Consider the following 26602-nt stretch of genomic DNA (forward strand, 5'->3'; position numbering starts at 1 on the left):
TAAAGCACGGCGTGAGCGGGTTGCGCACTGCTTATGTACAAACGAAGTAAAAAGTTCCGTTGTAATCAAATATTTATATATCAGCAACCGCGCTGAAATATCCCGCCGCCAAGATTCCCTCCAGCACGAACGAGCCCTCAGCGCTCGGGTGTTTTCAACACTTAACGTCCATTTAGAGGAATCTTCGATGATCCGTACGTACAGCTTTCGTGGAGTAATGGCCGGCTTTGCTACCAGCGCTCTGGCCCTGGCCGTTTCCGCCCAGGCTTTCGCCGGTACCGTCAGCACTGATGGCGCCGATCTCGTGATCAAAACCAAGGGTGGCCTGGAAGTCGCCACCACGGACAAAGAATTCAGCTTTAAGTTGGGCGGCAAGCTGCAGTGGGATGCCACTAACTTTGATGGCCTGCAGGCCGCCGACCAGAACCAACCGTTTGATGACACCTTCAACACCTTTATCCGCCGTGGTGAAATCGGTCTGGAAGGGGTTGCCTACAAGGATTGGGGCTGGGGTGTGCGGGTGAGCTACGACGGTTCTGAGAATGGTACCGATGTTGACCGCGCTTATATCACTTACAGCGGTCTGGATTTTGCCACCTTTACTGTGGGTCAGTATGGCGGCGAGTACGGCCTGGAAAACACCACCAGTTCCTCGTGGATCACCGCGATTGAACGTCCGTTCATGTACGATTTCCTCAACGGTGACGAAGACACCAAGTTTGGTCTGATGGCCAAGCACTCGGGTGAGAACTACGGCCTGATGGCGCAGGTTGCTCACTACGACCAGAAGGAAGTCGCTGATGAGGGTAACGATGAGCTGTTCGGTTACACCCTGCGTGCTCACTGGGCGCCTTATCTGAGCGGTACTGATGTGGTGCACCTGGCGGCCAACTATCACAGCAGCAACCCGGACGATAACCGTGCACGCGCCCGTACCCGTATGGGGATCCGCAGCGACAACGATTTCCGTCTGGTCCTGGGTGATGTGCGCGTAGCGGATAAGGACAACGAGTGGGTGCTGGAGTCCGGTGCGCAGTTCGGTTCGGTGCGTGCTCAGGCTGAATACTTCCAGCGCAACATTGCCGGTGAAAACCTGGTTGGCGCGAATTCTGATGTGGATATCAGCGGCTACAACGCTCAGTTGTCCTACATGTTCGGCGCTGCCCGTGGTTACAAGGCCGCTGATGGTCGCTGGGACAAGCCGACCGATATGAAAGGCACTTGGGAAGTGTTCGCACGTTATGAGAGCACCTCGGTTGACTCTGACGCGACGGCTATTCCAGGCAACCTGGGGCTGGCCAACATCGTTGCGGCAGATACTGGCAGTGAGTTCGACGCCAGCGCCATGGTGGTTGGTGTCAACTACTTCGCCACGCCGGCGGTACGTGTCAGCCTGAACTACATCGACTACGAAGTGGACAACATCGACACCTCGCGTCAGGTCGGTGGCACAAACGTGCAAGACGACGGTAAAGCCATCGTCGGTCGCCTGCAGTACGTGTTCTAAGCAACCCCGCTTCACTGCTGCTCCTCTCTTTGAGCCCCGCCTTGTGCGGGGCTTTTTATTTTTCTGTGGCGCAGCGGGCTGGAGTGCGGTTACCGGTGACGCTGATCTAGCAGGCCGATTGGCGTTTACCCAGCGCTGCCAGGCCTAAGGCCTTGCGGCTATAGTGCAGCCTTGCCCGACTGACTGAGTTGCCGATGTTGCCGACCCGACTGAATTCCATCCATGAAGTGGCCGCCCGCCAGTGGGATGACCTACTGACTGAGGCGCAGCCGTTTTTGCGCCATGCTTTTCTTTCGACGCTGGAGGACAGCGGCAGCGTCGGTGGGCGCAGCGGCTGGCAGCCGGCGCATGCGGCTCTATTCGGCGAGCAGGGCCAACTGCAGGCAGCCATGCCGGGTTATCTGAAAAGCCATTCCTACGGCGAGTACGTGTTTGACCACGGCTGGGCGGATGCCTGCCACCGCGCCGGGATCGACTATTACCCCAAGCTGCTCGGCGCGATTCCCTTTTCCCCGGTAACCGGTCAACGGTTACTCGGCGCACCGCAGGCGGCTGGGCAGTTGCTCGATGAGTTGACCGGTAGCCTGGCGTCGCAGGGTTTATCGAGCCTGCATATCAACTTCACCACTGAGGCCGAAAATGCCCTGCTAGAAGGGCGCGAGGGCTGGTTGCAGCGCCTGGGCTGTCAGTACCACTGGCACAACCGCGGCTATCGGGATTTTCAGGACTTTCTCGACCTGCTCAGTTCACGCAAGCGCAAGCAGATGCGCAAGGAGCGTGAGCAGGTGGCGGGGCAGGGTATCGAGTTTGAGTGGCGTGAAGGTCATCAGCTGAGCGAGCTGGAGTGGGACTTTGTCTATCTGTGCTACGCCAACACCTACCGCGTGCGCGGCCAGTCGCCTTACCTGACGCGAACGTTTTTCAGCCTGCTGGCCGAACGTATGCCGCAGATGATCCGCGTGGTGTTCGCGCATCAAGCCGGCAGGCCGGTGGCCATGGCTTTTAGTCTGATCGGCGGCGATAGCCTATATGGGCGTTACTGGGGCTGTTTGGCCGAGTTTGACCGGCTGCATTTTGAGACCTGCTTCTATCAGGGCATGGATTACGCCATTGCCAATGGTCTGCAGCGTTTCGATGCGGGGGCGCAGGGTGAGCACAAGCTGATTCGCGGCTTCGAGCCGGTGATCACTCACTCCTGGCACTACCTCTGTCATCCCGGCCTGCGCGCGGCCGTGGCGAACTTCCTCGCCGAAGAGCAACTGGGCGTGCGCGACTATGCCGCACAGGCCCGCACGCAGTTGCCGTATCGGGCTGGATAGGCCGGCTATCCAGCCCGGGCGCGGTTAGAGGCGTTTGGCGGCGGTGATCAGCACCGGCTGGCGCGGTACGTTCTGATGGCCGCCAGTGGTGGCGGTGGGCACTTGGGCGATCTTGTCGACCACATCCATGCCACGGGTTACCTGGCCAAAGACCGCGTAACCAAAGTCACGCGAGCCGTGATCGAGGAAGGCGTTGTCTTTGTGGTTGATAAAGAACTGACTGGTGGCGGAGTCGCGCACCTGAGTGCGGGCCATGGCCAGGGTGCCGCGCACGTTGTGCAGGCCATTGTCGGCTTCGTTCTTGATCGGTGCCTGGGTGTCTTTTTGCTGCATGTCGGCATCGAAGCCGCCGCCTTGCACCATAAAGCCTGGAATTACCCGGTGGAACTGGGTGCCGGCGTAATAGCCGCTGTCTACATAGCTGAGGAAGTTGGCGGTGCTGATCGGGGCTTTCTCGGCGTTGAGTTCGATCTCGATTTCACCAAGGCTGGTGGTCAGCAGCACCTTGGGGTTTTCCGCCGCCAGCAGGCTACCGGCAAACAACACAGAACAAGCGGCGAGGGTGAGTTTTTTCAACATGCGTGGGCGTCCTTATTGGGGGAGGGCTGTGTGGCGGCTTGCTCGACTTCACTGAGGAAGGCCAGCAAGCTGCTATTGAACTGTCCGGGTTGGTCCAGCGGTGTGGCATGGCGCGAGTCGTTGATCACCAGCAGGTGCGCGTTGGGCATTTCGTCGACATAGGCCTGCTTCTGCGCCACCGGGGTGTAATCGCGATCGGCACTGATCACCAGGGTCGGACAGCTGATCCGGCTCAGACGTTCCCGCACGCCCCAGCCGATGATGGCATCCAGGCTGGCAAGGTACGCGCGCTTGTCGTTTTGCGGCCAGCGCTGAAGGATTTTCTGCCGCAGTTCGGCCTGCTCCGGTTTAGGGAACAGCAGTTTGCCCAACGCTTTGGCAATCGTGTCGAGGCTGAGCAGGCGCGACAGGCTCCAGCGTTTAGCTATTTCGATATAGTCGCGTGGGCTTTTCGCCTTAACCTCGGGGCCACTGTTGACGATGCACAGGCTCTTTAGCAGCTCGGGGCGATCCACGCCGAGCTGGAAGCCGATCATCCCGCCCATGGAAATGCCCACCAGGTGCACCTGGGCAAGCTGCAGGTGCTCGATCAGCGCGCCAACATCTTCGGCAAAGCCAGCGATGCTGTAGCGCTCGCGGGGTTTATCCGAGCGGCCATGGCCACGCACATCCAGAACGATCACCCGGTAGTGGCGTGCCAGTTCGGGGATCTGGTACTCCCAGTCGCGGGTGCTTGAGCCCAGGCCGTGGACCAGCAGCACCGGTGCGCCGTGGCCATATTCTTCGTAATGCAGCTGGCAACCGTCGTAATCGAAAAATGACATCTACAGGTTCCTCTCAAGCGGAGGGCAGGGGCGCAGCAAAGGCTGCGTTTAAAGGGGCGGCATCGAAGCGTTGGATCAGCTCAACCAAAATCTGCGTGGCCGGACCCAAGGGGGTGTCTTTGTTCGAGTACAGGTAGAACAGCGGGTTGCGGCTGCCGCCTTGCTCCAGCGGCAGGGGCTTGAGCAGGCCATCCGTGAGCTCGCGCTCGATCAGGTGGCGCGGCAACCAGGCAAAGCCCAGGCCGTTGCTGACAAAGGTGGCGGCGGTGGCCAGGCTGCCGACCGTCCAGCGTTGTTCTGCACCGAGCCAGCCGACATCACGTGGCTGCTGGCGGCCGGAGTCGCGGATCACCACCTGCATCTGGGTTTCCAGATCCTGAAAGGTGACTGTCCGCTGCAGGCGGTGCAGCGGGTGATCGGGATGGGCCACGGCGACAAACTCCACCGTGCTCATTTCGGCGCCGAGGAAGCCGGGAATGCTCAGCGCACTGATGGCCAGGTCGGCGGTGCCTTCCTTTATCACCTCCTCCACGCCGGACAGCACTTCCTCGCGCAGGCGCACCCGGCAGCCACGGCTTTGCGGCATAAAGGCGGTCAGCGCCCGCACCAGGCGTGCATTGGGGTAAGCGGCATCCACCACCAGGCGCACCTCGGCTTCCCAGCCCTGTTCCATATGGTGGGCCAGGTCTTCCAGCTGGCTGGCTTGTTTGACCAGTTGCCGCGAGCGCCGCAGCAGCACGTCACCGGCTTCGGTGAGCACGGCTTTGCGCCCGTCGATGCGCAGCAGCGGCACACCCAGTTGCTCCTGCATGCGCGCCACGGTGTAGCTGACCGAGGACTGTGAGCGATGGAGGACTTCAGCCGCCTGGGCAAAGCCACCGTGATCGACCACTGCCTGCAGGGTGCGCCATTGATCGAGGGTTACGCGGGGGGCTTTCATATTCGGTTCCTGTACGCACTCAAGTTCTAGGGTGCAAATGCTCACTCAATCAACCTAAACTGGCCTCCTTTTTCCGGAGACTGCCCTGATGAAAAAGCTCTGTTGCGCGCTGCTGGCCTGCTTGCCGTTGACTGCGATGGCCTACCCGATTGAGGTGGAGAAACAACTCAACGGTGCTGAAGTATCGGCCAGTACCCAGGAAATCGACCACAACATAGGCGGCGTCCAGCTGTACAACTATGGCCGCAGCGATGCCAAGTGCACGGCGATGTTTCGTAATGGCCCAGAAGCGCCACGTACCCGTAAAGTCAGTCTGGCTGCCGGTGAAAGCGGCAACTTGGCGGTGAAGTTCAGCCGTAGCATCATCAAGTTGCGCGTCAAGCTGACCTGCGAGCTGTCGTAGCCTGCGCTTTGTCTTTGAGACTAAGTGCTGATCGGCTATAAATCAATTTATTCGATTTGTTTGTGCGATTTTTTGCGCTTTTTAATCGATTTGCTAGCTTCTATTCTTTGCCCATCGACACTTCAGTCGTCTCTTCGGTGGAGCAAACAACATGGCAAACGTCCTCGTAATCGAAAGCAGTGCCCGTCAACAAGGTTCGGTTTCGCGCCAGCTGACTGAACAGTTTATTGCCTCCTGGCAGGCCACCCATCCCGCGGATCAGATCAAGGTGCGTGACCTCGCGGTTGAGCAGGTACCGCATTTGGATGCCAATTTGCTGGGCGGCTGGATGACCCCGGCTGAGCAACAAAGCGCAGCCGAACAGGCTGCTCTGGCGCTGTCCAATCGCTTGACTGACGAGTTGCTGGACGCCGATGTGCTGGTGTTGGCTGCGCCGATGTACAACTTCGCCATCCCCAGCACCCTGAAAGCCTGGCTGGATCACGTGCTGCGTGCCGGGGTGACCTTCAAGTACACGGACGCTGGCCCACAAGGCCTGCTCAGCGGCAAGCGCGCCTTTGTCCTGACCGCCCGTGGCGGCATTTACGCGGGTAGCAATCAGGATCATCAGGAACCGTATTTGCGCCAGGCGCTGGCCTTTGTCGGCATCCACGATGTCAGCTTTATCCACGCCGAAGGTCTCAACCTGGGCGGCGAGTTTATGGAAAAAGGCGTGAGCCAGGCCAAGGCGCAATTGGCTCAAGCGATCTGATTTGTCCGCTGCATCCTGCTCCCCAGGCGTCTGCTACGCCTGGGCTCATCTCCCCGCACGGCTGCTACCGTGCGGGTTTTTCATGTGTCGCGTTGCCACCTGCGAGCCGTTCTTGCACGCGCTAGAGCAGGTGCCCCGAGCTTTTTTAGACGCCAGCGGGTAAGGTCGCGGCCGTGTTGCTTGCTGTGGTCTTAACTACAGGCGAGGCAATGTGTTGAGGTCTGAATGAGTAGGGTGATGTGATGCAACTGTCTGGGCGTGGTGTAACGCTGTCGATTATCGCCTCGGTGCTGTTTGCCTTGGTGCCTGGCTATGTACAGCTATTGGCTCCGCTCGATGGCCTGCAGGTGTTTGCCCAGCGGGTGCTGTGGTCGTTGCCGGCGGTGCTGTTGCTGGTGACCGTGTCGCGGCAATGGCCGCTGTTGCTGGCCGCCTGTGGGCGACTGCGCCGCGAGCCGCTGCTGCTGGCGAGCCTACCGGTGGCGGCGCTGCTAATGGGCATTCAGTGGGCACTGTTCGTCTGGGCACCGCTGTCTGGGCGCATGCTGGAGGTGTCGCTGGGGTATTTCCTCCTGCCACTGGTCATGGTGCTGGCCGGCCGGGTGTTCTATGGCGAGCGGTTGCGGCCGTTGCAACGCTTGGCGGTGTTCAGCGCCTTGCTCGGCGTCGCCCATGAACTGTGGCTGACCCAGGCGTTTTCCTGGGTGGTGATGGTCACGGCGCTGGGCTATCCGCCGTATTTCATGTTGCGCCGCTGGATGCGTCTGGATTCTCTGTCTGGGTTTGTTCTAGAGATGCTGTTTATGGCTCCGGTGGCGATCTACATAATTGTGCAGTGGGGGCCGCCAGAGTTGTTCAGTCAAACCCCGCAGTTGTTGTGGCTGTTGGCCGGCCTGGGCCTGCTCAGCGCATTGGCGTTTGCCGCGATGATGGCGGCCAGCCGGTTGCTGCCGATGGGGCTGTTCGGCATCCTCAGTTATGTCGAGCCGGTGCTGCTGTTTTTGGTTGCGCTGCTGTTTCTCGGTGAGCATTTTGATAGCGCGCAATGGCTGACCTATCTGCCGATCTGGCTGGCCGTGTTGTTGGTGGGCTGGGATAGCGGCCGGCTGCTGATCAAGCAGCGGCGGCGTATCGCCTTTACTGAGCAATAGGCCTTGCTCAGTCCAGTACGTTGCGCAACACCTCGTAAATGATGCCCGTGGTAATGGCCACCAGCACCACGTCAGTGCCCATTTGTTTCCACTCATAGCCGTCATAGCGCGGCAGTTGGCCAAGTAGCCGTCTGTCGAAGTTTTTCGCAATGCCGGGTGGCAGCGGTTTACCACGGGCCAGGTTCTTGGCAATGCCGGGTGGTAAGGCGCGGGTTGGGCCAATCAGGTTGCGATTCTCGCCAAGCACGATACGCACCCGACCGATATCAATTGACGGGCCATTGACGTTAACGCTGATGTCACTGTGCGAGTTGCCACCCTGTTTGCCCGGATGGTCATGTTTTGGGGCGGCAATACTGCTTTGCATGGCGAGTGTAAGTGCCAGCGTAGAGCTGATTAGCAAGGTTTTATCAAGGTTGCGCATGAGGTGCTCCAAGACCGGCAAAAACGAATGAACGGTCATTTTGAACGTTGAAGCGCCGCTTTGTTCAAGGGCTGCGGTCGCTTTATTGCGCTGAATATGCAAAGTCACTCGGCCTGCGGCCCGGAAAGCGGTAGGCTATGCGGCTGATTTTTGTTTTTCGTCGAGGTTATCCCGTGTTTTCCCAATTCGCCCTGCATGAACGCCTGCTTAAAGCCGTGGCTGCGCTGAACTTTGTCGAGCCCACCCCGGTGCAGCTGGCGGCCATTCCGCTGGCGCTGCAAGGAAAAGACCTGCGGGTAACCGCGCAAACCGGCAGCGGCAAAACTGCCGCCTTCGTGCTGCCCATGCTCAACCGCCTGCTCGGTGATGGTGCCTCCTCGCCGCGCATGAGCGTGCGCGCGATGATCCTGCTGCCAACCCGCGAGCTGGCGCAGCAGACCCTCAAGGAAGTCGAGCGTTTTGCCCAGTTCACCTTCCTCAAGGCCGGTCTGATCACTGGCGGCGAAGACTTCAAGGTGCAGGCGGCCATGCTGCGCCGGGTGGATATCCTGATCGGCACGCCGGGTCGTCTGATCGAACATGCCAACGCCGGCAACCTGCTGCTCGATGAAGTTGAAGTGCTGGTGCTCGACGAAGCCGACCGCATGCTCGATATGGGCTTCAGCGAAGACGTGCAGCGGTTGTCCGAGCTGTGCAATGCCGAACGCCAGACCCTGCTGTTCTCTGCCACCAGTGGCGGTGCCGGCTTGCGCGAGGTGGTTGGCAAGGTGCTGAAAGAGCCAGAGCATTTGCAGCTCAACCGCGTTAGCCAGCTCAATGAAGGCACCCGTCAGCAGATCATCACCGCCGACCACAACCATCATAAAGAGCGTCTGGTCGACTGGCTGCTGGCCAACGAAACCTACGGAAAAGCGATCATCTTCACCAACACCCGCGTCCAGGCTGACCGTCTGTACGGCAAGCTGGTGGCCAAGGAATACAAGGTGTTCGTGCTGCACGGTGAGAAGGATCAGAAGGACCGCAAGCTGGCCATCGATCGCCTTAAGCAGGGCGCGGTGAAGATTCTGGTGGCCACCGACGTCGCCGCGCGTGGTCTGGACGTTGACGGTCTGGACTTGGTGATCAACTTCGATATGCCGCGCTCCGGCGACGAATACGTGCACCGCATCGGCCGTACCGGCCGTGCCGGCGCCGAAGGTCTGGCGATTTCGCTGATCTGCCATAACGACTGGGCGCTGATGTCGAGCATCGAACGCTACCTCAAGCAGCGTTTCGAGCGCCGTAATATCAAGGACATCAAGGGCATCTACCAGGGCCCGAAAAACCTCAAGGCATCTGGCAAGGCTGTCGGGCCGAAGAAGAAAAAGATCGACCCGAAAACCGGCAAGAAAATTGTCGCGAAAAAGCCGGTCGCCAAGGCGCCGAGCAAGCGCAACACCATCAACAAACCCAAGGCTGATGCCCCGACGCTGGTCAGCCAGGACGGCCTGGCACCGTTGAAGCGCCGCACGCCAGCCGCCGAGTAACACCATGGCGCGCTGGCTGTGTTGGCTTGCTGCGCTGTTTATAGTCGCGCAAGCCCAAGGCGCGGGCGCGGTGCACCAATGTATGCAGGCTGACGGGGTGATGCTTTACACCGACCAGCCGTGCAGCATTGCGCAGAGCAACCTGGCCTTGAGTATCAGTCACTACGCCAGTTATCCCTTTTGGCTGCAGGGCGTTGCGCCGCTCTGGCACGAGCGCTTGCAGCCGCTATTGCTGAGCGTCGAGCTGTTGCCACTGCTGGCGGCGGTCTACGGGCTGATGAGTCTGGTCTGCTTCTTCGCTTACTACCGCGACAAGCAATTCGCGATTAAGGGCCGGCAGCGCACGCCCGAGGCGCGTCTGCACCTGTATGAAGTGTTGGGTGGCTGGCCAGGTGGTTTGCTGGCGCAGCGCTTGATTCGACACAAGAACCGCAAGCTGAGCTATCAACTGGTGTTCTGGTTGATCGTCTTGCTGCACGTGGCCCTGGCTGGGCTGCTGTGGTGGGTGAATGCGCCGCTCATAGGTTGAGCGGCGGCGGACTACCCGCCGTCGCTCAACAGGGGCTTACTTCGGTACGATCAGGATCTTGCCATCGCGCTCACCACTGGCGGCGGCCGCTACGGCTTGCTTGATCTCACTGACGTCATAGGTCGCGGCAACGCGGCTGTGCAGCTTGCCGCTGGCAATCAGTTGTACCAGTTCACCAAAGACCTTCATCTGCTCGGCCTGGCTGGCATTCTGGAACCATTTGGCCAACCAGAAGCCGCGCAGGCTGACATCGCGGAAGACAAAAGAAGACGGCGATACCTGGCACGGCTGGCGGCTCATCATGCCGTAGTTAACCAGTACGCCGCCGTCGCACAGGCTGGCCGCCAGATGATCGGTGGCCTCACCGCCCACCGCATCGATGCCTAAGCGTATGGCCGCGTTGCTTGTGGCGACACGTACGCGTTTGGCCAAGTCCGGCCCGTCGACCAGCACCACGTCACCGCCTTCGGCTTCAACACCGGCGATCGCTGACTCGCGGCGCACCACGTTGACCGTCTTGAAGCCGCGCAGTTTTGCCAATTGGATCAAGTAGCTGCCAACGCCCGAGTTGGCGGCGTTCTGGATCACCCAGTCGCCGGGTTTGAGTTCGACGAACTGGCTGAGCAGCAGGGAGGCGGTTGGCGGATTGACCGTGAGCATTGCCAGTTGCTGTGGATCGGCCTCCGGCAGAGGGATAAGTTTGCCGGCGGGCGCATTCAAATGGCTGACCCAGGTACCGCAACCCACGGGCAGCAGTACCATCTGGCCGACCTTCAGATTGGCGACTTCGGCACCCAGTGCCTCGACACGCCCGACGCCCTCGTTACCGCCGATGGCCGGTAGCGGCGGCAGCATGCCGTACTCGCCGGTGAGGGTGAGGACGTCGGAGGGGTTGATCGGCGCGGCCAGTACTTTAATGCGCACCTGGCCAGCGCCAGGCTCTGGCAGTTGCAACTCGACGGCGGCAATCACCTCGTGAGGTTGCGGGCCGCGTTGTGGGTATTCGGCTTTAAGCATGAAGGCTCTCCAGAGTGTATGGGCTGACTTGGGTGGCAAGAGTCTAGCGCTGTCAGGGCTCCAGGCGACTAATTCGGGCAAATCGATCTCAGTGATAGAGCGCTGCCAAACCAGGGCGTAGCGGGCTATGCTGGGCGCTGGTCAAGTTTGGGTATCGGCATGAAAGGGTTGTGGGTATTTTTTCTGCTGGCATGCAGCCTGACGGCCTCGGCGCAAAGCCTGAGAGTTGGCTTCGGTACGAACAAGCCGCCGTATATTTTCGAGAACCAAGCGCGTGGCTTGGAATACGACATTGTCATGGCCGCCGCGCAGCGAGGCGGTCTGCAGCCGGTGGCGTATTACGCGCCGATGGAGCGTTTAAATCGGATGCTGCGCAAGGGCCAGCTTGACGTCATTGCCACGACCAATGAGCTCAGCGGCGGTGCTAATTTTTATTCCAACGCTTATATCCGCTACCAGAATGTCGCCGTGGCCTTGCGCTCGAAAAACCTGGATATCCTGCGTATCAGTGATCTGGCGCGGTACTCGGTGAATGCCTTTCAACGCTCACGCTTGCTGCTCGGCAGCGAATACCAGGCCATGGCCGAAGCCAACCCGCGTTACCGTGAAGAGGCGTTTCAGATTGCCCGCAACCGCATGCTCTATAGCGGTCGAGTTGATGTGGTGGTGGCGGACATGCGCATCCTGCGTTACTTCAACCGTGAGGTGTATACCCAGGTCGATGTGAGCCAGCCGCTGACGGTGTATCCGCTCTTTGCGCCAACCGACTACAAGCTGGGGTGCCGTCAGCGGGCCGATTGCGAGCGCCTCAATCAAGGATTGGCAGCGCTTCGGCAAAGTGGCGAGTACACCCGCATTGAGCGCCGCTACGCGATGCACTGACGGCTGCAACTCACTTATTGCGTGGGGGCGACTGTGTCGAGGCCTTCCTGAGCGGCCAGTAGCTTGGCCTCAGGCGCCTGCGGCGAACTGCTGACGCTGAAGTCGACGATTTCGATGGCCCCCCGGCCCTGGCCGACCAGGTGGAAGGAGAACGCCTTGCGCGCTGCCGGGTTGTCGAAAGTGAAGCTGATCTCTACCGGCTTATCACGGGTTAGCAACGGCAGTTCGGGTATCGGCAAGGCCACATCGCGGTCGTATTCCTTGGTTTTCAAGTGCAGCCTAGCGCCTTGCTTATCCATGCTCAGGGCGCGGATTTTCAGGGTCACCGTGGTCTGCGTGTCCTTGCCCAAGGTCAGGTATTGCGCGCCCACAAGGTTGTCTGCCCAGTCATCACTGGCGCTGGGCTTAAGCATGACCGGCTGCTTGTTGGCGAACTGGTAATGCTGCTCGTCCTGGCCGCTGCTCAGCGACTGGTCGAGCAGGCCGGCACGCTGGCTGATCAAACGGGCGGGCTTACCCGTAAAGCGCCCCAGGTAGCGCGCGCTGTCGGCGATAAAGCCAGGGCTGGCGTAACGCCGGCAGACGCTCTGGAAGTCGCACTCAGTCAGCGTGCCCTGGCCGTCATGCTGGCGCAGCAGGCCATTGGTGTAGGAGATGATTTCGCGGCCAGTGCTGTAGTCACGCAGCAGTGAGCGCCCGGCGATGTTGCTAGGTACGGGAAAGGCGAAGTAGTCGAGCACCGAGGCGGTCAAATCGACATGGCCATACACACCCTGCTTGAGTGCAGGCAATTGCGACTGCTCGGGGGCCAGCAGCAGGTTAAAGCCCCAGGCCGAGGCCAGGCGCACGTCGCCCAAGCCGTGGGACTCATCCGAGGTAACGAGCACCAGGGTGTCTTTCATCACGCCTTGCTGCTCGAGGGCCGTGAGGAAGTCGGCAACGGCATCGTCCAGATAGGCAATCGCTGCCAGCTTGGCATTGGGCTGGCGATCCAGGTATTCCTGGGGGGCGGAGTAGGGTTGGTGAGTGCCAACGGTCAGCAGGGTCAGCATCCAGGGCTGACGTTGCGTGCGCAGCTGTTTCACGTAACCCAGGGCGCCTTCAAAATAGGCCTTGTCGTCCATGCCCCAGGGAAAGTCGATATAGGGCTTGTTCTTGAACCAGTCGCGGCCGAGGGTCTTGTCGAAGCCCATCTGCGGCATGATCTGGTCTTTGGCCATAAAGCGCAGCCCGGCGCCTTGCAGGAAGTGCGTGCTCAGGCCGCGCTCACGCAATTGCGCGGGCAGGCACTGCTCGCTGCGCGCGGGGTTGTTGAGCAGCTCAACGCCTTTCGGGGTGCCGGTGTCGAGTTTGTTGTAGTCGCCACAAAGCATGGCGTAGAGGCCGCGGATGGTTTGGTGGCCATGCAGCACGTAATCGCTGGTGAGCATGCCGCGCTCGGCCCATTGGCTCAGGCGCGGCATCGGGTCTTGCGCATAGCTGCTGCCGATGGCCAGGCGGCTGGCGCGTATATACGCCCCGGTCACACCTTCCAAAGTAATGATCAACACGTTGCGCGCGCTGCCGGCCTGCTTGAGCAGTGGCGTGCCATTCAGGTCGAGTTGGTTGAGGCCGCTGATGTCGGGTGGGCTGCTCGGCTCATCCCCGGCTAGCCAGTCAGCCAGGAGCTGTTGGCCGCTACTGGTGCTTTCCGCCAGTAGCTTGTGTGGCAGGTTGAACTGCAGCCATTGATCCGCTTCGCTGGGTTTGAATTGCTGGCCGATGCTGTGCACGGCAAACAGTGACAGCGGCAATAGCAGCCAAATACGTGACAGCGGCGCGGTGCGGTGCAGTGTCGGCCGGCGGCGCAGGCCCAGGTAGAGCATTACCAGCACCGCCATGCTCAAGGCCAATAACGGCTGGCTCAAACCGCCGCCTTGGGTGGAGTGGCTGAGGAACTGCACATCGCTCAAGTACTGTAAATCGGCAGGTTCCGGCATGCGCCCCACGGCATTGACTAGCTCGGCCGTACTCAAGGTAAAGATGCACCACACCAGCAGCAGGGGAATGCTCAGCAGCCAGGCGCGTTGGTGCAGGGCTACCAGCAGCAGGCTGCCGATTGCCAGGTCAGACAGGTAACCGTAGGGGTGTGACCAGCCCAGCAGGTAGCGGCTGAGCAATGGCAGGGCAAGTAGTAACAAACCGAGGGTGAGCAGGGGGCTGGAAGGGTGACGAAGCCAATTGCAGGTAACGCGCACGGGTACTCCTGGGGCGATTGCCATCGTTCAGCAACGGCAAGGCCGAATCAGCCGCAAGATGCGGGCTGACATGATTCTGAAACAAGCCTGTGTTTAGCGCCAGAGGGAGGTGCGCAAAAGGGCAAAACAGCGATGGCATTAAGTGGGGGGATGCACTGGCCAGCGCCTTGTCATTGCGAGCAAAGCGCCGCGTGGCCAGAGATCGTTACTTTTTGCCGATGGTGATCTGCTTGGTGGTGCCGTACACCTGGCCGCTGATGCCCTTGGCAATTTTTTGGATTTCCCCGCCGGATTTCAGGAAGGCTTCGATCTGTGCATCGATCGAGGCGCTGGTTTCCACGGCTGGAGCCGGCTTGGGTTTACTGTTGGATGCTTTTACGCGCATGACGGCCATTAACCTATTTAAAAATTAATTTGGCCGCGCATTGTACTTGAAATACTTGACAATTGCTTGGTAAATAAATCCCGGATGTGTCTGGTGCTGGAAATATAATTGCCTAGATAGCCTGCGGCATTATCGGATATTTCAGTAAGTGGCTGTTTTAATAGGGATAGGCAATTAATTTTGAGCCGGCGGGGTGGGGATTGTTTACCGCTGGCCCGCTGGTCGGGTCGATTGGCAGGCTGTCAGACGGCTACGTTGCGGCGCACGCTAGGCCGAGAAATTCAGGGGCGACTCGGCTAGAATGCTGGCCTGGTAATGAGGGTAGGGCATCATGGCGGTAATTGGACGAATGAATAGTTTGCAGGTCGTGAAGCACACCGACTTCGGCCTGTATCTGGATGGCGGCGCGGATGGCGAGATTTTATTGCCAAAACGCTATATCCCGAGCGATACCCCAAGTGAAGTGGAAGACTGGTTGAACGTCTTTATTTACTTGGACAGTGAAGACAAATTGATTGCCACCACTGAAACGCCAAAAGTTCAGGTGGGTGGTTTTGCCAGTTTGAAAGTTGTGGATATCAACCGAGTTGGTTTATTCCTTAATTGGGGTTTGCCAAAAGATTTATTGCTGCCGCACTCCGAAGAAAAGCGCCCGCTGCAGGTGGGTGATTACTGCGTGGTGCATGTGTTTCTCGACAAGCGCAGCAAGCGTATTACCGCCACCGCTCGCCTGGACCGCTACCTGGATAACGTGCCAGCGAATTACGCGGAGGGTGAGGCTGTTGACCTGCTGGTGGCGGAAGCGACCGATATGGGCTTCAAGGCCATCATCAACGGCAAGCACTGGGGCCTGATCCACAAGAATGAGCTGTTCAAATTTCTGCGCAGCGGCATGCAGGAGAAGGGCTTTATCAAGGAAGTGCGCGCCGACGGTAAGATCAGCCTGAGCTTGCAGCCGGTTGGTCAGGAAGCGGCCAGCAGCCTGGGTGAGCAAATACTGGCCAAGCTGCGCGAGCACGATGGTGTGCTCAAGGTGAATGATAAAAGCTCGCCTGAAGAAATTGCCGGACTGTTTCGGGTCAGCAAGGGCAACTTTAAAAAAGCCATCGGCGGTTTGTACAAGCAGGGTCGCATCGTGATCCACGAAGACCGTATCGAACTGCCCAGCAAGTGAGCCGCAGCGCTTTATGGGCTTAGGGTTCACTGCGCTGCATTGGCAGTGAACCGCACGCTCTGTAACTGAGTGCTAGGCTTGCAGTGACAGCCTTAAGTCGCGCGGCAGCGGATGCTTGAACCTTAGCTGCTGTGCCACTTGGCTGAAGCTTGCCGGTGTAGCTCAGTTGGTAGAGCAGCGCACTCGTAACGCGAAGGTCGTAGGTTCGATTCCTATCTCCGGCACCATTAATAAACCAAGCACCCTGGCTACTGGCCGTCACCGAACTGGGAGAACGACGCTCTTGGGTTAGGTTTGGTCTTTTGTGGTGCAGCAATTCTGCCGGTGTAGCGCCAGTCCCAGGGCGCGACTCTGGATTCGGCGGGGAGCCGCCAAAGGCCTTTGCCCATTTTCCTCGCCAGGGTTTCGGCATCTTTCAGCCTGCGGTCTTTTAGCTGTTGGGTATACGCCCAGGCAGCGCCGTGCTCGACCAGGCTGTAATTTACATCGAGGCCCCCGACGTAGACGCGCGCCAGCGTCCTGCCGTAGCGATCCAGCTCTTGCACGTGCAGGACAACGTGTTTTTCAAGCACCAGTTCAGAGAGCGCCTGCTTGGCTTCGCTCGCATAGGGCTGCTTTCTTTCTGGCGCGTCGATTTCTGCAAGGCGAACCCGTAGGCGTTTGTTCTCAGTGCTCAGGCAGGTGAAGGTGTCGCCTTCGCTGACAGTCACTACCCTGCAGCTGAATGGATCAGCCAGCACCAAGCCGGGCAGGCTGATCAGCAGTAATAGAGCCATGCGAATATTCATCTTGGTGGTCATGCTCGTTGTGCAAACTCAGAGCTGTTGATAGTAATGAATACTCGCCAAATTAAGCGGGACGGTTATCGCGAAATCGAAGCGGGACGATTTGTGAGCCCCGAGGCGTGGGCTGCTTGGGTCGCTGGGCGGAGCCGCTAGCTTGTTGCTAGTGGCCAATACTTCATGTGTTTTGCGCGATGCGGCAGAGGCGGTGATGACAATGTGCAGGTACATAATCAGTCTGTTGGGTGTGCTGGTGAGCGCGCCGTTGTATGCCGAGCAACAAGCCTCGCAGACGTTGCGGGTGATTCCGAAGGCCTATATCAGCCCTGGTGCCAGCGGCAGCATTGGCAGTTCCCAGCAAGCCGAAAATTATAATCTGTATGGCGGGCAGCGCTTACCCAGCGGGCTGCAGCGTGATGAGCAGGGTTACAGCAGCCAGTCGTTTGAGCGACGCGGGACTCTCAGGCAAAGCATCGAGTATCCCGCCGGCAACCTAGCACAACAGTACCCAGGGCAAGCCACGGAATACCAGCAACGCAGCCGTTAGCTCTGTTGGTGCGAGAGCCAGCGGATGCGTGCGCACTTTTTATTTCTTGCCCCAGAGTTGCTCCAGGCGTTGGTCGCGGCCACAACCGTTGCGGTAGTAGGTGTAGCGCAGTGGGTTACGCAGGTAGTAGTCCTGGTGGTACTCCTCGGCCGGGTAAAAGGTGCTGGCGGCGAGAACTTCAGTGACCACCGCTGCCGGCAGGCGTCCGGACTTATCTAGGGCAGCCTTGGAGGCTTCGGCCTGCTGCTGCTCTGCTGGGTTGCTGTAAAAGATCGCGCTGCGGTATTGCGAGCCGCGGTCACAGAACTGCGCGTTGGCTGTCACTGGGTCGATGGTTGGCCAGAAGGCCTCCAGCAGTTGCGCATAGCTGGTTTTGCTCGGATCAAAGCGCACGCGCACGGCTTCAATATGCCCGCTGTTACCGGCTGAAACCTGCTCGTAGGTCGGGTTATCGACATGCCCACCGATATAGCCCGAGGTGGTTTCAATCACCCCGGGCAGCTTGTCGAAGTCCGACTCGGTGCACCAGAAACAGCCGCCGGCAAAGATCGCTACGCCAGGGTTTTCCACCGACTGAGTGTTGACTTGCGGTTGTGGTGCCTGCGCAGCCATGGGCTCACAGGCGGCCAGCAGGCCGCCGAGGAGCAGGGTAGCGCTGGCCAGCAGGCGGCCGCGCCAGGCAGCAGTGATAAGCGCCATATTCAGCTCCTCAGCTCAGGTAAAGGTTCGCCTTGAGGGATAAAGCGTAAGGCCAGGCCGTTGTTGCACCAGCGTTCGCCTCTTGGCTTTGGACCGTCATCGAAGACATGGCCCTGATGCCCGCCGCAGCGGATGCAGTGGTATTCGGTGCGCGGGAAGAACAGTTTGAAATCGCGTTTCTGCCCCATGTGGCCGGCAATCGGCTGGGTAAAGCTGGGCCAACCAGTGCCGCTTTCATATTTGTCCTGGCTGGCGAACAGCGGCAGGTAGCAGGCCGCGCAGACATAAGTGCCGTCGCGCTTTTCCTGATTCAGCGGGCTGCTACCTGGGGCTTCGGTGTCTTCCTCGAACAAGACGGCATAAGCCTCGGGTGTTAGCAGATCACGCCAGGCGCTATGCGGTTTGTCCAGCGGCGTTACGCTGCTGGCGATGGCTTGCGCCAGGCTGAGCGGGGCGTGACTGAGCAGGGGCAGGGCCGGCAGCAGGGCGATGGCCTTGAGCAGCGAGCGTCTTTTCATGGCAGGGTTCTCGAGTGAGTGTGGCCAATAGACAAGCTCAAGCCAGGGTTGTTACAGCGTTGATGGCCGTGGGCAGTTATTTTGCCGCCTAAGGAGTAAGCAAAGATAAAGCGCGTAATTAGGCGATAGGCTGCAGGCTTGTCGTGTCGGCATCGTCATCAATTACGATGCAGTTGCGTCCGGTGTTCTTGGCGCGATAGAGGCGTAGATCGGCCCGTTGCAGCATGTCTTCCCAGTGCTCATCGCTGCGCAATATGGCGCCGCCGACAGACATGGTCACGGCATCGCTTGGCCCGCGCAGGTGCTGGCGAATTTGTTGTTGCAGGTGCTGGGCCGCAGCCAGTAGGCCAGCTTTTTCGGTATTAGGCAGTAGCAGCAGGAACTCTTCGCCGCCGAAGCGGAACAAGCGGTCTTCTTGGCGTGAGGCACTTGTGATCAGTTCGACAAAGTCCATCAACACTTGATCGCCGGCCTGATGCCCATGGTTGTCGTTGACCCGTTTGAAATGGTCCAGGTCCATGGTCAAAACGCCGCAGCTGTTGCCGTGACGGCGCTTGAGGGAGGCTGCTATCCGCAGTTCTTCATTCATGGCGCGGCGGTTGCGTGCGCCGGTCAGTGGGTCATGGATGGCCAGTTGCTGCAGTTCATCGCGCTGACTGGTGGTGCGGTAGGCAAAGACGAAACTAAGGCTGCTGGCCATCATGCTGGTGACCAGAAATGAAACCATCTGGTAGTGGCTTTCGAACACCGCGCCTGGTTTTAGCAGGCCGTAACTGGCCAGGGTCGTGAGTACCAGTGTGGTGATCAGCAAGGCTTTGAGTGGGGACACCATAAAGAAGTTGAACAGGATCAACGGATAGATCCAGAACAGGCCGTTGACGCCCAGGTTAATGGCAATCAGGGTGGCTGCCGCCGAGAAGATGAGCGCCAGGTAAATGCCCGGCTTGACGGTGTCGCCTGTCCGCCAGGCGTACAGCACCGCGAGTACGGTGGAGGCGACTATGACGCTATCGGCCGAGGCGACTAGGTAGTTGCCGGTGGCGAGCCGGTAAACGGCGTAAGGGGTGATGCCAATCACGCCAAGCAGCCCCATCAAGGTGATGATGGACAGCTGGAAGTCGTTACGCAGGCGCCTGATCAGTCGCGGTGGCCGCATGGAAGAACCATTTTTATAATTGCTTTGGCCTAAGCATGCAGAGCTTTAGCCGATTATGGCAATAGCGAAGTGAGCAAGGTGCCAGTATTGGGCGCTAGCTACCGGGCGGTGTTCGGCTCGCCCGTGATTAGGGGCAAGCGTCGCCCCGTACAGCGTGTGCTGGGTGTCGGGAGAAGGCCTGGAGGCTTTTGCTGCGTCTATAGCGGGCCAGGCGCTCAGCCAGGACCTGGGGTAGGTCGGTGCAGGGGATAAATCCTAGGCGCAGGTAGAAGTCGTTTAACTGCGGTTCGCAGAACAACCAGACCGGGGTCGAGCAGTCGGCCAGCGCGGCTTCGATCAACTGCCGTGCCACGCCCTGCTTACGCTGCGTTGTGGCGACCAGCAGGCTGGTCAGCCAGTGGCCATGCTCGACCTTGTGCAGGCACAACGCTGCAACTATTGCGCGATCTGCAGCCACCCATGTCTGCCCGTCGGCTTTGGCACGCATGGCTGAGCGCTGGCTGCGGTAGAACTTGTCAGCAAGTGGTTTAAGTGGGGCGGGGAGTTGGTAGTAGTGCATGGCGGGTGGTCGGCGTATTGGCTGTGGATGCCTGAGGGCAAGCGTTCTGGAGCGCGCCAGCTCCTCGCGGTGAGGCCAGGCCGGTGTTTTCAGTCTACGCCCTTGTCTAAGGAGCGTTGGGTGCGACTGGTTAACAGTTCACTTGTAAAATCATCACTCGGCGGTGACAGCTGGAGTGTCTCATCGCATTATGGGCGCTCTGAGCCGAGTACAACGTAGTGCCGTGCGGCTGTTGATCCTATGTTGAGACGTTATGGAACAAGCACTGATTTATGCCGGCCACAGCGTGCCTGGGCGCGTGCGTGAACACAATGAAGATGCCCTGCTGTGTTGCCCGCAATTGAATTTGTGGGCAATTGCCGATGGTATGGGCGGCCATCAATGTGGCGAAGTGGCCAGCGCTCTGGCCTTGCAGGTGTTACAGGCAGGCTGCGCCAATGGCCTGGAGCTGGTCGAGGCGGTGCATGCGGCTAATCGCGAAATTCTCGCTGCGGCGCGTAACGATGAGCAGCGCGGCATGGGCACAACCCTGGTGGCGGTGCGTTTCAATAGTGCCGCATTCAGTATTGCGTGGGTCGGCGACAGCCGTGCCTATCGCGTCAGTGTGGGGCACATCGAGCGCTTGACCCGCGACCACAGCTGGGTTCAGGCGATGGTTGATGCCGGTCAGATGGGGCCAGAGGATGCGCGAAGTCATCCGCAGCGTAATGTCATTCTGCAGTGCCTGGGCCGAGAGGATCAGCCGCTGCAGGTTGGCGTGCAGCACGGAACGCTCGGTGAGCATGAGTTGCTGTTGCTGTGCAGTGATGGCTTGAGCGGCGAACTTGACGATGCGCAGATCCAGCAGCTGTGCAGCAGTGCCCAGACCCTCGATGAGTTGGTCAGCCAGTTGCTGGCGCGGGCCAACGAAATGGGCGGCAAGGATAATATCTCCTGTATCGTGCTCGGGCGTAATGCGGCTGCGCCCAGCGTTGAAGTCAAACCGCAGGGGCTGCTTCGCCGGCTGTTCACCTCCCGCAAGCCTCAACCTGATGATGTGCACTGACACTTATGACTGAACAATTACTCGATATCCCTGGTTATCAGGTGCACGGCCGCTTGGGTAAAGGCGGGATGGCCGAGGTCTACCTGGCCACTCAAGAATCGCTGCACCGCAAGGTGGCAATTAAGGTCTTGCTGAGCACGGATGACCAATCGTTCAGCCAGCGCTTTATCAGGGAAGGCCATACCGTCGCCTCCTTGCATCACCCGTCGATCATCACCATTTATGACATCAACCAACTGGCCGATGGTCGTCATTACCTGACGATGGAATTTGTGCCGGGTGGTGATCTGGCGCAGTACAAAGGCGAGGTGTTCGACCTGAGCCGCGCCTTGCGCATCCTGCAGGAGGTAGCGAGTGGTCTGGCTGTGGTGCATGACAAGGGCCTGATACACCGCGATATCAAACCGGCGAATATTCTCTTTCGCCTTGATGGCACCGCGGTGATCACTGATTTTGGCGTAGCCAAACAACTCGAACTGGACAATGACATCACCCAGTTTGGTATCGCCGTCGGCAGCCCGTCCTATAGCAGTCCAGAGCAGGCCCAGTGTCAGGCGCTGGACGCGCGCAGCGATATTTATAGCCTGGGGGTGATCCTGCTGGAGATGCTCACCGGTACGAACCTGTTTCGCGCGGCTAATTACACCCAAACCGTGATGAATCACCTGCAGATGGATGTGCCGCAACTGCCCGCACATCTCCAGGGTTACCAGTGGCTAATTGAGCGCATGCTGGCTAAAGATCCGGATGAGCGTTTTGCCGACTGCAAGGTGCTGCTGGCCAGCCTGGATGAGCTGGCGCTGGATGACCCGGATAACACGCGCATCGCACCAGCACTCGGCCTGGTTAAGCCGGCGAGGGCTGAGGCCGGACGCAGTACGCTGTGGGTTTGGCTATTGGCCAGTCTGTTGCTGTTGTCCGGCGCGGCCGGCGGCAGTTATTACCTGTACCAACAAAAACAAATCAGCGAGCAACTGGCGCGCGCGGAACTGCGCCTGCAAGAGGGCCGCTTGCTAGAGCCTGCGCTGGATAATGCGGACTACCTGTTCCGCCAGGTGCTGACACGTGACCCGGACAACCTCCAAGCGATGGACGGGCTGGCCCGTGTTCTGCAGGCCCGGATCAACCAGTACCTGCAATTGGCTGAGCAGCGCCTGGCGGAGCAACAGCTAATGCTCCCCGAAGATGACAGCGCTATCTACTACTACCGCCAAGTTCTGGCGCTGGAGCCGGATAACCTGCTGGCACTGGCCGGGACCAACCGCGTTGCACAGCGTTATATCGAGCAAAGTGAGGCGGCCTACAAGCGTCGTGAGTTTGCCTTGGCGCTGGCGCTGGTGCAGCAGGGCTTAGAAGTTGAGCCGGCTAACGAGCCGCTGTTGCAGCTGCTCGATGGCCATAACGAGCGCGTACGCCTGGCGCAACTACCGCGCCGCAAGCCAGCGGCGGCCTCGCAGCCCGCGCCAGCGACGAGGTCAGCGAAGTCGGATAATCCGGTCAAGCGCTTGTGGAATAACCTTTTTGATTAAGTAACGATGCTGGCGTATTGCTACCTTCCTGGTTGGCAGGCAGCATGCGCGCCTCGGCTCGAGAGTGTCTGCGGTTAATCGCGCCTGCGCGCAGTGCGGCAATTTTTGAGCCGGTTTACCGGCGGTTTAACTGACTTTGGGGTAGTGGCGCAGATGCTCAGAATTCACTTCAGTGATAATCGTCAGGCTCCAATCTGGTTGGTCGATGAGCGCTTCACCATCGGTCAGGACAGCCGCAACAGTCTGGTGCTGGTGGATCCGAGCATCGGCCCGTTTCATGCGGAAATTCGCCAGGACCATGGCTTCTACTACCTGACCGATGTGGGCAGCCCGGGTGGCGCGTTCGTCAATGACGAACGTATCAGTACGCGCTTTCAGCTGCGCGCCGATGACCGTGTGCGGTTGGGCTCGGTGGAGCTGCTGTTGGTTGACCCCGCCCGCAGCAAAAGCAAAAACGAGCAGGCTGCACGCTGGTACCTGCAGGTGATCCAGGGTGAGCACGAAGGCAAGAAGTTCCATATTAACGGCTCCATGACCTTTGGCCGTTCAGTGAAGTGCGAGCTGTGCTTCCACGATCAGGAATTGTCGCGCCGGCACTGTGAGTTCTACCTCAAGGATGGCGTGCTGGAGGTCAAGGACCTGGCTTCGGCGAATGGCTTGTTGGTCAATCAGCAGAAGGTCGCGACGGCGGTGCTGCAGCCCGGCGACCAGTTGAAGATGGGCTCGGTCAGCTTGCTGGTGATCGGCCCGAAAGGCACGGTGGCGCCAAGCGTGGATGAAGATGCCACATTGTTTATGCGCGCCGTGGATCTGCCGAAACCGCTCAAGCAGAGGCCCCCTCTGTCTAGCTCGCTGAACAGCCCGGTAAACCCGCTGCACGCGGCGGCACAGGCTGCCCCAGCGCATGCAGCGGCCACTGTCGAGAGTGAGCCACGGCGGCTGAATGTGTCGCTGTTGGCGCTCACGCTGGTAGTAATGGCGCTGGTCGTCGCAGTGGCTGTGTATCTCGGGTAGGCCCCGCAACGGCTGATCGACAGCGCGAGCGAAGAGCTGCCCGATTGGTGAGTGGGCTGACATGATACGACCGTGCTAGATCAGTACTTTGCCGTTAGGCTACGGCTCTTCGCGTTGTTAGCTGCTGCCGGAGTACCTGTGAAGCCATTGTTGCTGTTGCTTTCTGCCTGTTGCCTGGCGTCTCAGCCGTTAAGTGCGCTGGCCTGGTCCAATCACTCGTTGGGCAGCCAGCTGGCCTTACAGGCCTTGCCTGAGTTGCAGCGCACGTTGCGTTACGAGTCGCTGCAGGACTTTCTCGACGCTCAGGCGCCGGCCATCGAGCAGTTACTCGATGAGCAGGAAACCTTTGCCCGAGCACATTTCCCGAATTACCCGGCGCGTCCGGATGCCTTGCGCTTCAGTGCCGCTGCCACGCCAGCGCACGAAAGGCGCAGCGCGTTCCTGCATGCGCTGCGGGTCAACCCGCAAGTTCGCTTGGCCGGTTTCGTCCAGCAATTACCTGGGCAGACTGATGAGGGGCGCGCGCGGCTGGCCGCCGAGCAGGTGCTGGTGTTCCGCAAGATCGGCCCCTGGAGCCACTGGCGTTATCTCGCCTTGCAACCGGGCGACACGGTGGGCGCCGTGCAGGTGCTGAGCAGTGCGGCCGATGAGCCGGATTATGGCCACGACATCAACTTGTTCAGCGACAACCCTGGTGAGGTCGGCGGGCAGTACAACTTTGGCGAGCAGCCGTTTGGCGACGCGCGTTTCGAGTACTCCTCCCAGGCGCCTTTTCATATCGGCTATTACCATGAGCCGGAGCTGGTGTTTCAGGCGGCACCCTACCTGCGGCGCACTTTGCCGCATTGGCGTATTTATCAGTACACCGGGCTTGCTCGCTTGGCCTTGGCCAGTGGGCATGATTACTGGGGCTATCGTTTTCTCGGTTGGGCGCTGCACTACATGCAGGACCTGACCCAGCCGTACCACGCCAAGACCGTGCCGGGTTTCAGCACGCCCGAGCTGATGCTGATCGCCCTCAAAGGCGCCTTGGGCTATCCCGCTGATCGCCTGGCGGCTATTGCGCGCGTGGCGGATCGGCATACGGCGATCGAGGAGTACCAGCTTGAGCGCATGCAGCAGCTGATGGGCGAACAGGCGGTGTCCCCACTGTTACAGGCCTATACGCAGACGCCGCCGAGCAGCTACCCGGCTTACTCGTCGGGCTATGCGCAGCACGTGGTGGCGGCCGAGTCCTACGCCAGTGCCGATGCGCTGGATCAACGGGTCGGTGAGTGGTTGGCGCGTAAACCTGCGGCGGCTCCGGGTTTTAGCGAAGGTAACCAGTTGGCGCAGCGCGCAGCGGATCCGTTGTTGGAGCAGTTGCTGGTGGAGTTGTTCAAGCGCTTCGGCGCGCATACGCGCAACGTGGTGCAGACCACCCTGGCGCAGCCACAGCCTAGCGCCCCCGTGCCGCTGGAGTGAACCACAGCTCGCGCCGCTGCAAGGGCGTGGCGCTGGGCAGTAGCGGGTTGTGCAGCTCGATTACCTGGCGTTGAGCGAATTGCGCACGTTTTAGCCGCGCGGCGAAATGCTGCTGAAATAGGCGCTCAAATGAGCCGTCTGCAATTGCCTTCTCCATACCTCGGCGGACGGTTTCTGCCAGCTCCGGGCGTTTACGTGAGAAGAAGAAATACATGGCCGTGGGGTAGTGCAGCAGCACATGTTGATCGGCAACCAACTGCTTGCCGCGAGGGTGTTCCAGCTCCCCCCAAATTTCGATCGCCGAGCGTGGAAAGTAGTCGAAGCGTTGCGCCTGCAACATGCGAAACAAGCTGCCGTAACTCGACGAAGTAGTGACCGACAAGCCATGCCTGCGCAGAATTTCGCTGTCCGGCCAGTCGTGACCCTGGCCAGCGGAGAACTGGCGCAGGTCGTCGAGGCTGCGCACACCTTTGAGGAGTTCCGCGCGACTACTAGGTAGCAGGGCGATGCGCCAGCCGAATAGGCCTTTATCGAGCGGAATGCGAACCGGTAGCAGGCGCTGTTCGCGATCGTCGGTGGTCATGCTCCAGGCCACGTCGAGGCGGTCATTGCGCTCCAGGCTGGCTAGCGCACGCTCTTGCTCCATGCTGAATGGCGAGGGTTCTAGGCGTAGCGGGCTGCCGGCTTTATTCAAGGCCAGTTGCAGTTGCGCCAGCTCGTAAGTGGAGCGAAATTCATCGCCCTCTGCACGCCGAGGGTAATGAATCACACCGTTCTCATCGGCGTATAGCAGGGGCGGCAGGCTCAGTAGCAGAAGGCCTATAAGCCAGCACCAGGTGGCCGGCGAGAGCATGCGGGGCATTTCGATGTTGAGTCCTTTCAATACCACTTCGGGCTGATTGCCCGGCTGTGCGCTGGGTATTATGCCAGCCTGACAAGCGGCCGTTATGCGCCAACTCACAGGCGCGGGAGTCAGCCTGCGGGTTGCTGTGCTGACCTTGGCCATAGGTCATGGCGGTGGCCAAGGTCGACGACCAACTCGTCCTGCTCAAAATCAACGCGCGGGTTGAACATGACTGCAGCCGCTGCATCGCCCTGCATGCCTGGGTCGAGCATTAACAGATTGGCTCGTTCGCGTTCAAAGAGCCTGCGGACATCTATAAAAAGCAGATTTTTTAGGCGTTTAGGCGGTGCCGCTCGGCGCAGATTTCCGGCAGGTCCGTGCGGCGCAGGTAGACCCGCAACGCTTCGCTGAGATTCAGGCGGTCATCAATGTTCTGCTCCCGCAGCAAGTGCAGGCGCGCACGGTCAAGGTTCATTAGCTCGCCGTCAAAGGCGCGCCAAACGAATTCGCAGGTTGGCGTGATGCTGTGTTCGAGGACGTCGAGGCCGAAGGAATCTTCAGAGAAACGTACGATGTAGCGCCCGGTCTTGGCATTGAAACCGACAAAACCCTGCAGTTGCTCGGCCGCCGCGCAGATGCTGGCAGAGGTGATGCTCATGGAGACCTCGTCGATGGCAGTTGGAGGGCAAACCCTCGGAAAGGCATCGCTCTAGGCTAAAGCGCTAGGGGCTGGGCATCTTGCGTTGGATCAATAAATGGGCGGGGGCTACTGGGCGCCGCGGATATTCAGCGGCCGC

At 59.7% G+C, this 26602-nt stretch carries 27 protein-coding genes, 1 tRNA gene and 1 pseudogene; 15 read left to right on the plus strand and 14 right to left on the minus strand.

What is annotated here, in order from left to right; genetic code table 11:
• Positions 1-187 precede the first annotated feature (187 nt).
• Together Q0V31_RS10900 and Q0V31_RS10905 are read left to right on the plus strand one after the other, a co-directional pair.
• Positions 188-1507: a porin gene (locus Q0V31_RS10900; RefSeq protein WP_298187685.1), complete on the plus strand. Its 1320-nt coding sequence runs from the start codon at positions 188-190 to the stop codon at positions 1505-1507.
• Positions 1508-1701: 194 nt separating this feature from the next.
• Positions 1702-2826, plus strand: coding sequence for a GNAT family N-acetyltransferase (locus tag Q0V31_RS10905; protein WP_298187686.1), 1125 nt, complete (start codon positions 1702-1704; stop codon positions 2824-2826).
• 24 nt (positions 2827-2850) lie between these two features.
• On the opposite strand, the gene Q0V31_RS10910 is transcribed toward Q0V31_RS10905, so the two are convergent.
• From Q0V31_RS10910 to Q0V31_RS10920, 3 genes are read right to left on the minus strand one after another with little or no spacing between them, the layout of a single operon-like run.
• Positions 2851-3405 carry a peptidylprolyl isomerase gene (locus Q0V31_RS10910; protein WP_298187687.1) on the minus strand — a complete coding sequence of 185 codons (555 nt, stop codon included), beginning with the start codon at positions 3403-3405 and terminating at the stop codon, positions 2851-2853.
• Positions 3399-4229 carry an alpha/beta hydrolase gene (locus Q0V31_RS10915; RefSeq protein WP_298187688.1) on the minus strand — a complete coding sequence of 277 codons (831 nt, stop codon included), beginning with the start codon at positions 4227-4229 and terminating at the stop codon, positions 3399-3401. Before Q0V31_RS10915 ends, Q0V31_RS10910 begins: the two co-directional genes overlap by 7 nt.
• Before the next feature lie 13 nt (positions 4230-4242).
• Positions 4243-5169: a LysR family transcriptional regulator gene (locus tag Q0V31_RS10920; RefSeq protein WP_298187689.1), complete on the minus strand. Its 927-nt coding sequence runs from the start codon at positions 5167-5169 to the stop codon at positions 4243-4245.
• A gap of 88 nt (positions 5170-5257) precedes the next feature.
• On the opposite strand from Q0V31_RS10920, the gene Q0V31_RS10925 reads away from it, so the two are divergent.
• The 3 genes from Q0V31_RS10925 to rarD all read left to right on the plus strand — a co-directional run bounded on the left by Q0V31_RS10925 (position 5258) and on the right by rarD (position 7474).
• Positions 5258-5572, plus strand: coding sequence for a 3-phosphoglycerate kinase (locus tag Q0V31_RS10925; protein ID WP_298187690.1), 315 nt, complete (start codon positions 5258-5260; stop codon positions 5570-5572).
• A gap of 151 nt (positions 5573-5723) precedes the next feature.
• The gene (locus Q0V31_RS10930) at positions 5724-6323 is read left to right on the plus strand and encodes an FMN-dependent NADH-azoreductase (RefSeq protein WP_298187691.1); all 600 of its coding nucleotides are present in this window, start codon (positions 5724-5726) and stop codon (positions 6321-6323) included.
• 242 nt (positions 6324-6565) lie between these two features.
• A complete protein-coding gene (gene rarD, locus Q0V31_RS10935; RefSeq protein ID WP_298191043.1) occupies positions 6566-7474 on the plus strand; it encodes an EamA family transporter RarD in 909 nt (302 codons plus the stop codon).
• Positions 7475-7481: 7 nt separating this feature from the next.
• Here the strand turns inward: rarD and Q0V31_RS10940 are convergent, their stop codons facing one another.
• Positions 7482-7898: an anti-virulence regulator CigR family protein gene (locus tag Q0V31_RS10940; RefSeq protein ID WP_298187692.1), complete on the minus strand. Its 417-nt coding sequence runs from the start codon at positions 7896-7898 to the stop codon at positions 7482-7484.
• Positions 7899-8071: 173 nt separating this feature from the next.
• On the opposite strand from Q0V31_RS10940, the gene Q0V31_RS10945 reads away from it, so the two are divergent.
• On the plus strand, positions 8072-9424 hold the full coding sequence (locus tag Q0V31_RS10945) for a DEAD/DEAH box helicase (RefSeq protein ID WP_298187693.1): 1353 nt from the start codon (positions 8072-8074) through the stop codon (positions 9422-9424).
• 250 nt (positions 9425-9674) lie between these two features.
• A pseudogene (locus Q0V31_RS10950) lies at positions 9675-9953 on the plus strand (DUF1294 domain-containing protein); the annotation flags it as partial.
• Positions 9954-9989: 36 nt separating this feature from the next.
• Here the strand turns inward: Q0V31_RS10950 and Q0V31_RS10955 are convergent.
• Positions 9990-10970, minus strand: coding sequence for a zinc-dependent alcohol dehydrogenase family protein (locus tag Q0V31_RS10955; RefSeq protein WP_298187694.1), 981 nt, complete (start codon positions 10968-10970; stop codon positions 9990-9992).
• A 159-nt stretch (positions 10971-11129) separates the two neighbouring features.
• On the opposite strand from Q0V31_RS10955, the gene Q0V31_RS10960 reads away from it, so the two are divergent.
• Entirely contained in the window at positions 11130-11852 is a 723-nt protein-coding gene (locus tag Q0V31_RS10960) for a transporter substrate-binding domain-containing protein (protein WP_298187695.1), read from the plus strand.
• 14 nt (positions 11853-11866) lie between these two features.
• On the opposite strand, the gene Q0V31_RS10965 is transcribed toward Q0V31_RS10960, so the two are convergent.
• A complete protein-coding gene (locus Q0V31_RS10965) occupies positions 11867-14089 on the minus strand; it encodes an LTA synthase family protein (protein WP_298187696.1) in 2223 nt (740 codons plus the stop codon).
• A 205-nt stretch (positions 14090-14294) separates the two neighbouring features.
• Positions 14295-14483, minus strand: a complete 189-nt coding sequence (locus tag Q0V31_RS10970; RefSeq protein ID WP_298187697.1) for a hypothetical protein — start codon at positions 14481-14483, stop codon at positions 14295-14297.
• Between the two features lie 322 nt (positions 14484-14805).
• On the opposite strand from Q0V31_RS10970, the gene Q0V31_RS10975 reads away from it, so the two are divergent.
• Together Q0V31_RS10975 and Q0V31_RS10980 are read left to right on the plus strand one after the other, a co-directional pair.
• Entirely contained in the window at positions 14806-15648 is an 843-nt protein-coding gene (locus Q0V31_RS10975; RefSeq protein WP_298187698.1) for a S1-like domain-containing RNA-binding protein, read from the plus strand.
• 151 nt (positions 15649-15799) lie between these two features.
• Positions 15800-15875 (plus strand) — tRNA-Thr (locus tag Q0V31_RS10980).
• Positions 15876-15896: 21 nt separating this feature from the next.
• Here the strand turns inward: Q0V31_RS10980 and Q0V31_RS10985 are convergent.
• Complete coding sequence (locus tag Q0V31_RS10985) at positions 15897-16424, minus strand: thermonuclease family protein (RefSeq protein WP_298187699.1); 528 nt, start codon at positions 16422-16424, stop codon at positions 15897-15899.
• Positions 16425-16647: 223 nt separating this feature from the next.
• Here Q0V31_RS10985 and Q0V31_RS10990 point away from each other — a divergent pair, with 223 nt between their 5' ends.
• Entirely contained in the window at positions 16648-16977 is a 330-nt protein-coding gene (locus tag Q0V31_RS10990) for a hypothetical protein (RefSeq protein WP_298187700.1), read from the plus strand.
• Between the two features lie 39 nt (positions 16978-17016).
• Here Q0V31_RS10990 and msrA read toward each other — a convergent pair whose 3' ends face one another.
• The 4 genes from msrA to Q0V31_RS11010 all read right to left on the minus strand — a co-directional run bounded on the left by msrA (position 17017) and on the right by Q0V31_RS11010 (position 19909).
• Positions 17017-17676 (minus strand): peptide-methionine (S)-S-oxide reductase MsrA, encoded by a 660-nt coding sequence (gene msrA / locus Q0V31_RS10995; protein ID WP_298187701.1) that lies wholly within the window; start codon positions 17674-17676, stop codon positions 17017-17019.
• Between the two features lie 2 nt (positions 17677-17678).
• Positions 17679-18194, minus strand: a complete 516-nt coding sequence (gene msrB / locus Q0V31_RS11000) for a peptide-methionine (R)-S-oxide reductase MsrB (protein WP_298187702.1) — start codon at positions 18192-18194, stop codon at positions 17679-17681.
• Between the two features lie 118 nt (positions 18195-18312).
• Positions 18313-19350: a GGDEF domain-containing protein gene (locus Q0V31_RS11005; RefSeq protein ID WP_298187703.1), complete on the minus strand. Its 1038-nt coding sequence runs from the start codon at positions 19348-19350 to the stop codon at positions 18313-18315.
• A gap of 127 nt (positions 19351-19477) precedes the next feature.
• On the minus strand, positions 19478-19909 hold the full coding sequence (locus Q0V31_RS11010) for a GNAT family N-acetyltransferase (protein WP_298187704.1): 432 nt from the start codon (positions 19907-19909) through the stop codon (positions 19478-19480).
• Between the two features lie 253 nt (positions 19910-20162).
• Here Q0V31_RS11010 and Q0V31_RS11015 point away from each other — a divergent pair, with 253 nt between their 5' ends.
• The 4 genes from Q0V31_RS11015 (at position 20163) to Q0V31_RS11030 (ending at position 24961) form a co-directional block, all read left to right on the plus strand.
• On the plus strand, positions 20163-20954 hold the full coding sequence (locus Q0V31_RS11015; RefSeq protein WP_298187705.1) for a protein phosphatase 2C domain-containing protein: 792 nt from the start codon (positions 20163-20165) through the stop codon (positions 20952-20954).
• 5 nt (positions 20955-20959) lie between these two features.
• Complete coding sequence (locus tag Q0V31_RS11020) at positions 20960-22483, plus strand: serine/threonine-protein kinase (protein WP_298187706.1); 1524 nt, start codon at positions 20960-20962, stop codon at positions 22481-22483.
• A gap of 153 nt (positions 22484-22636) precedes the next feature.
• Complete coding sequence (locus tag Q0V31_RS11025) at positions 22637-23497, plus strand: FHA domain-containing protein (RefSeq protein WP_298187707.1); 861 nt, start codon at positions 22637-22639, stop codon at positions 23495-23497.
• A 138-nt stretch (positions 23498-23635) separates the two neighbouring features.
• Positions 23636-24961, plus strand: a complete 1326-nt coding sequence (locus Q0V31_RS11030) for a phospholipase (RefSeq protein ID WP_298187708.1) — start codon at positions 23636-23638, stop codon at positions 24959-24961.
• Here Q0V31_RS11030 and Q0V31_RS11035 read toward each other — a convergent pair.
• Complete coding sequence (locus Q0V31_RS11035) at positions 24936-25823, minus strand: transporter substrate-binding domain-containing protein (RefSeq protein WP_298187709.1); 888 nt, start codon at positions 25821-25823, stop codon at positions 24936-24938. The genes Q0V31_RS11030 and Q0V31_RS11035 overlap by 26 nt on opposite strands.
• A gap of 313 nt (positions 25824-26136) precedes the next feature.
• The gene (locus Q0V31_RS11040; protein WP_298187710.1) at positions 26137-26463 is read right to left on the minus strand and encodes a DUF2025 family protein; all 327 of its coding nucleotides are present in this window, start codon (positions 26461-26463) and stop codon (positions 26137-26139) included.
• Between the last annotated feature and the right edge of the window lie 139 nt (positions 26464-26602).

Source organism: uncultured Pseudomonas sp. (genome assembly GCF_943846705.1).
Taxonomy (GTDB): domain Bacteria; phylum Pseudomonadota; class Gammaproteobacteria; order Pseudomonadales; family Pseudomonadaceae; genus Aquipseudomonas.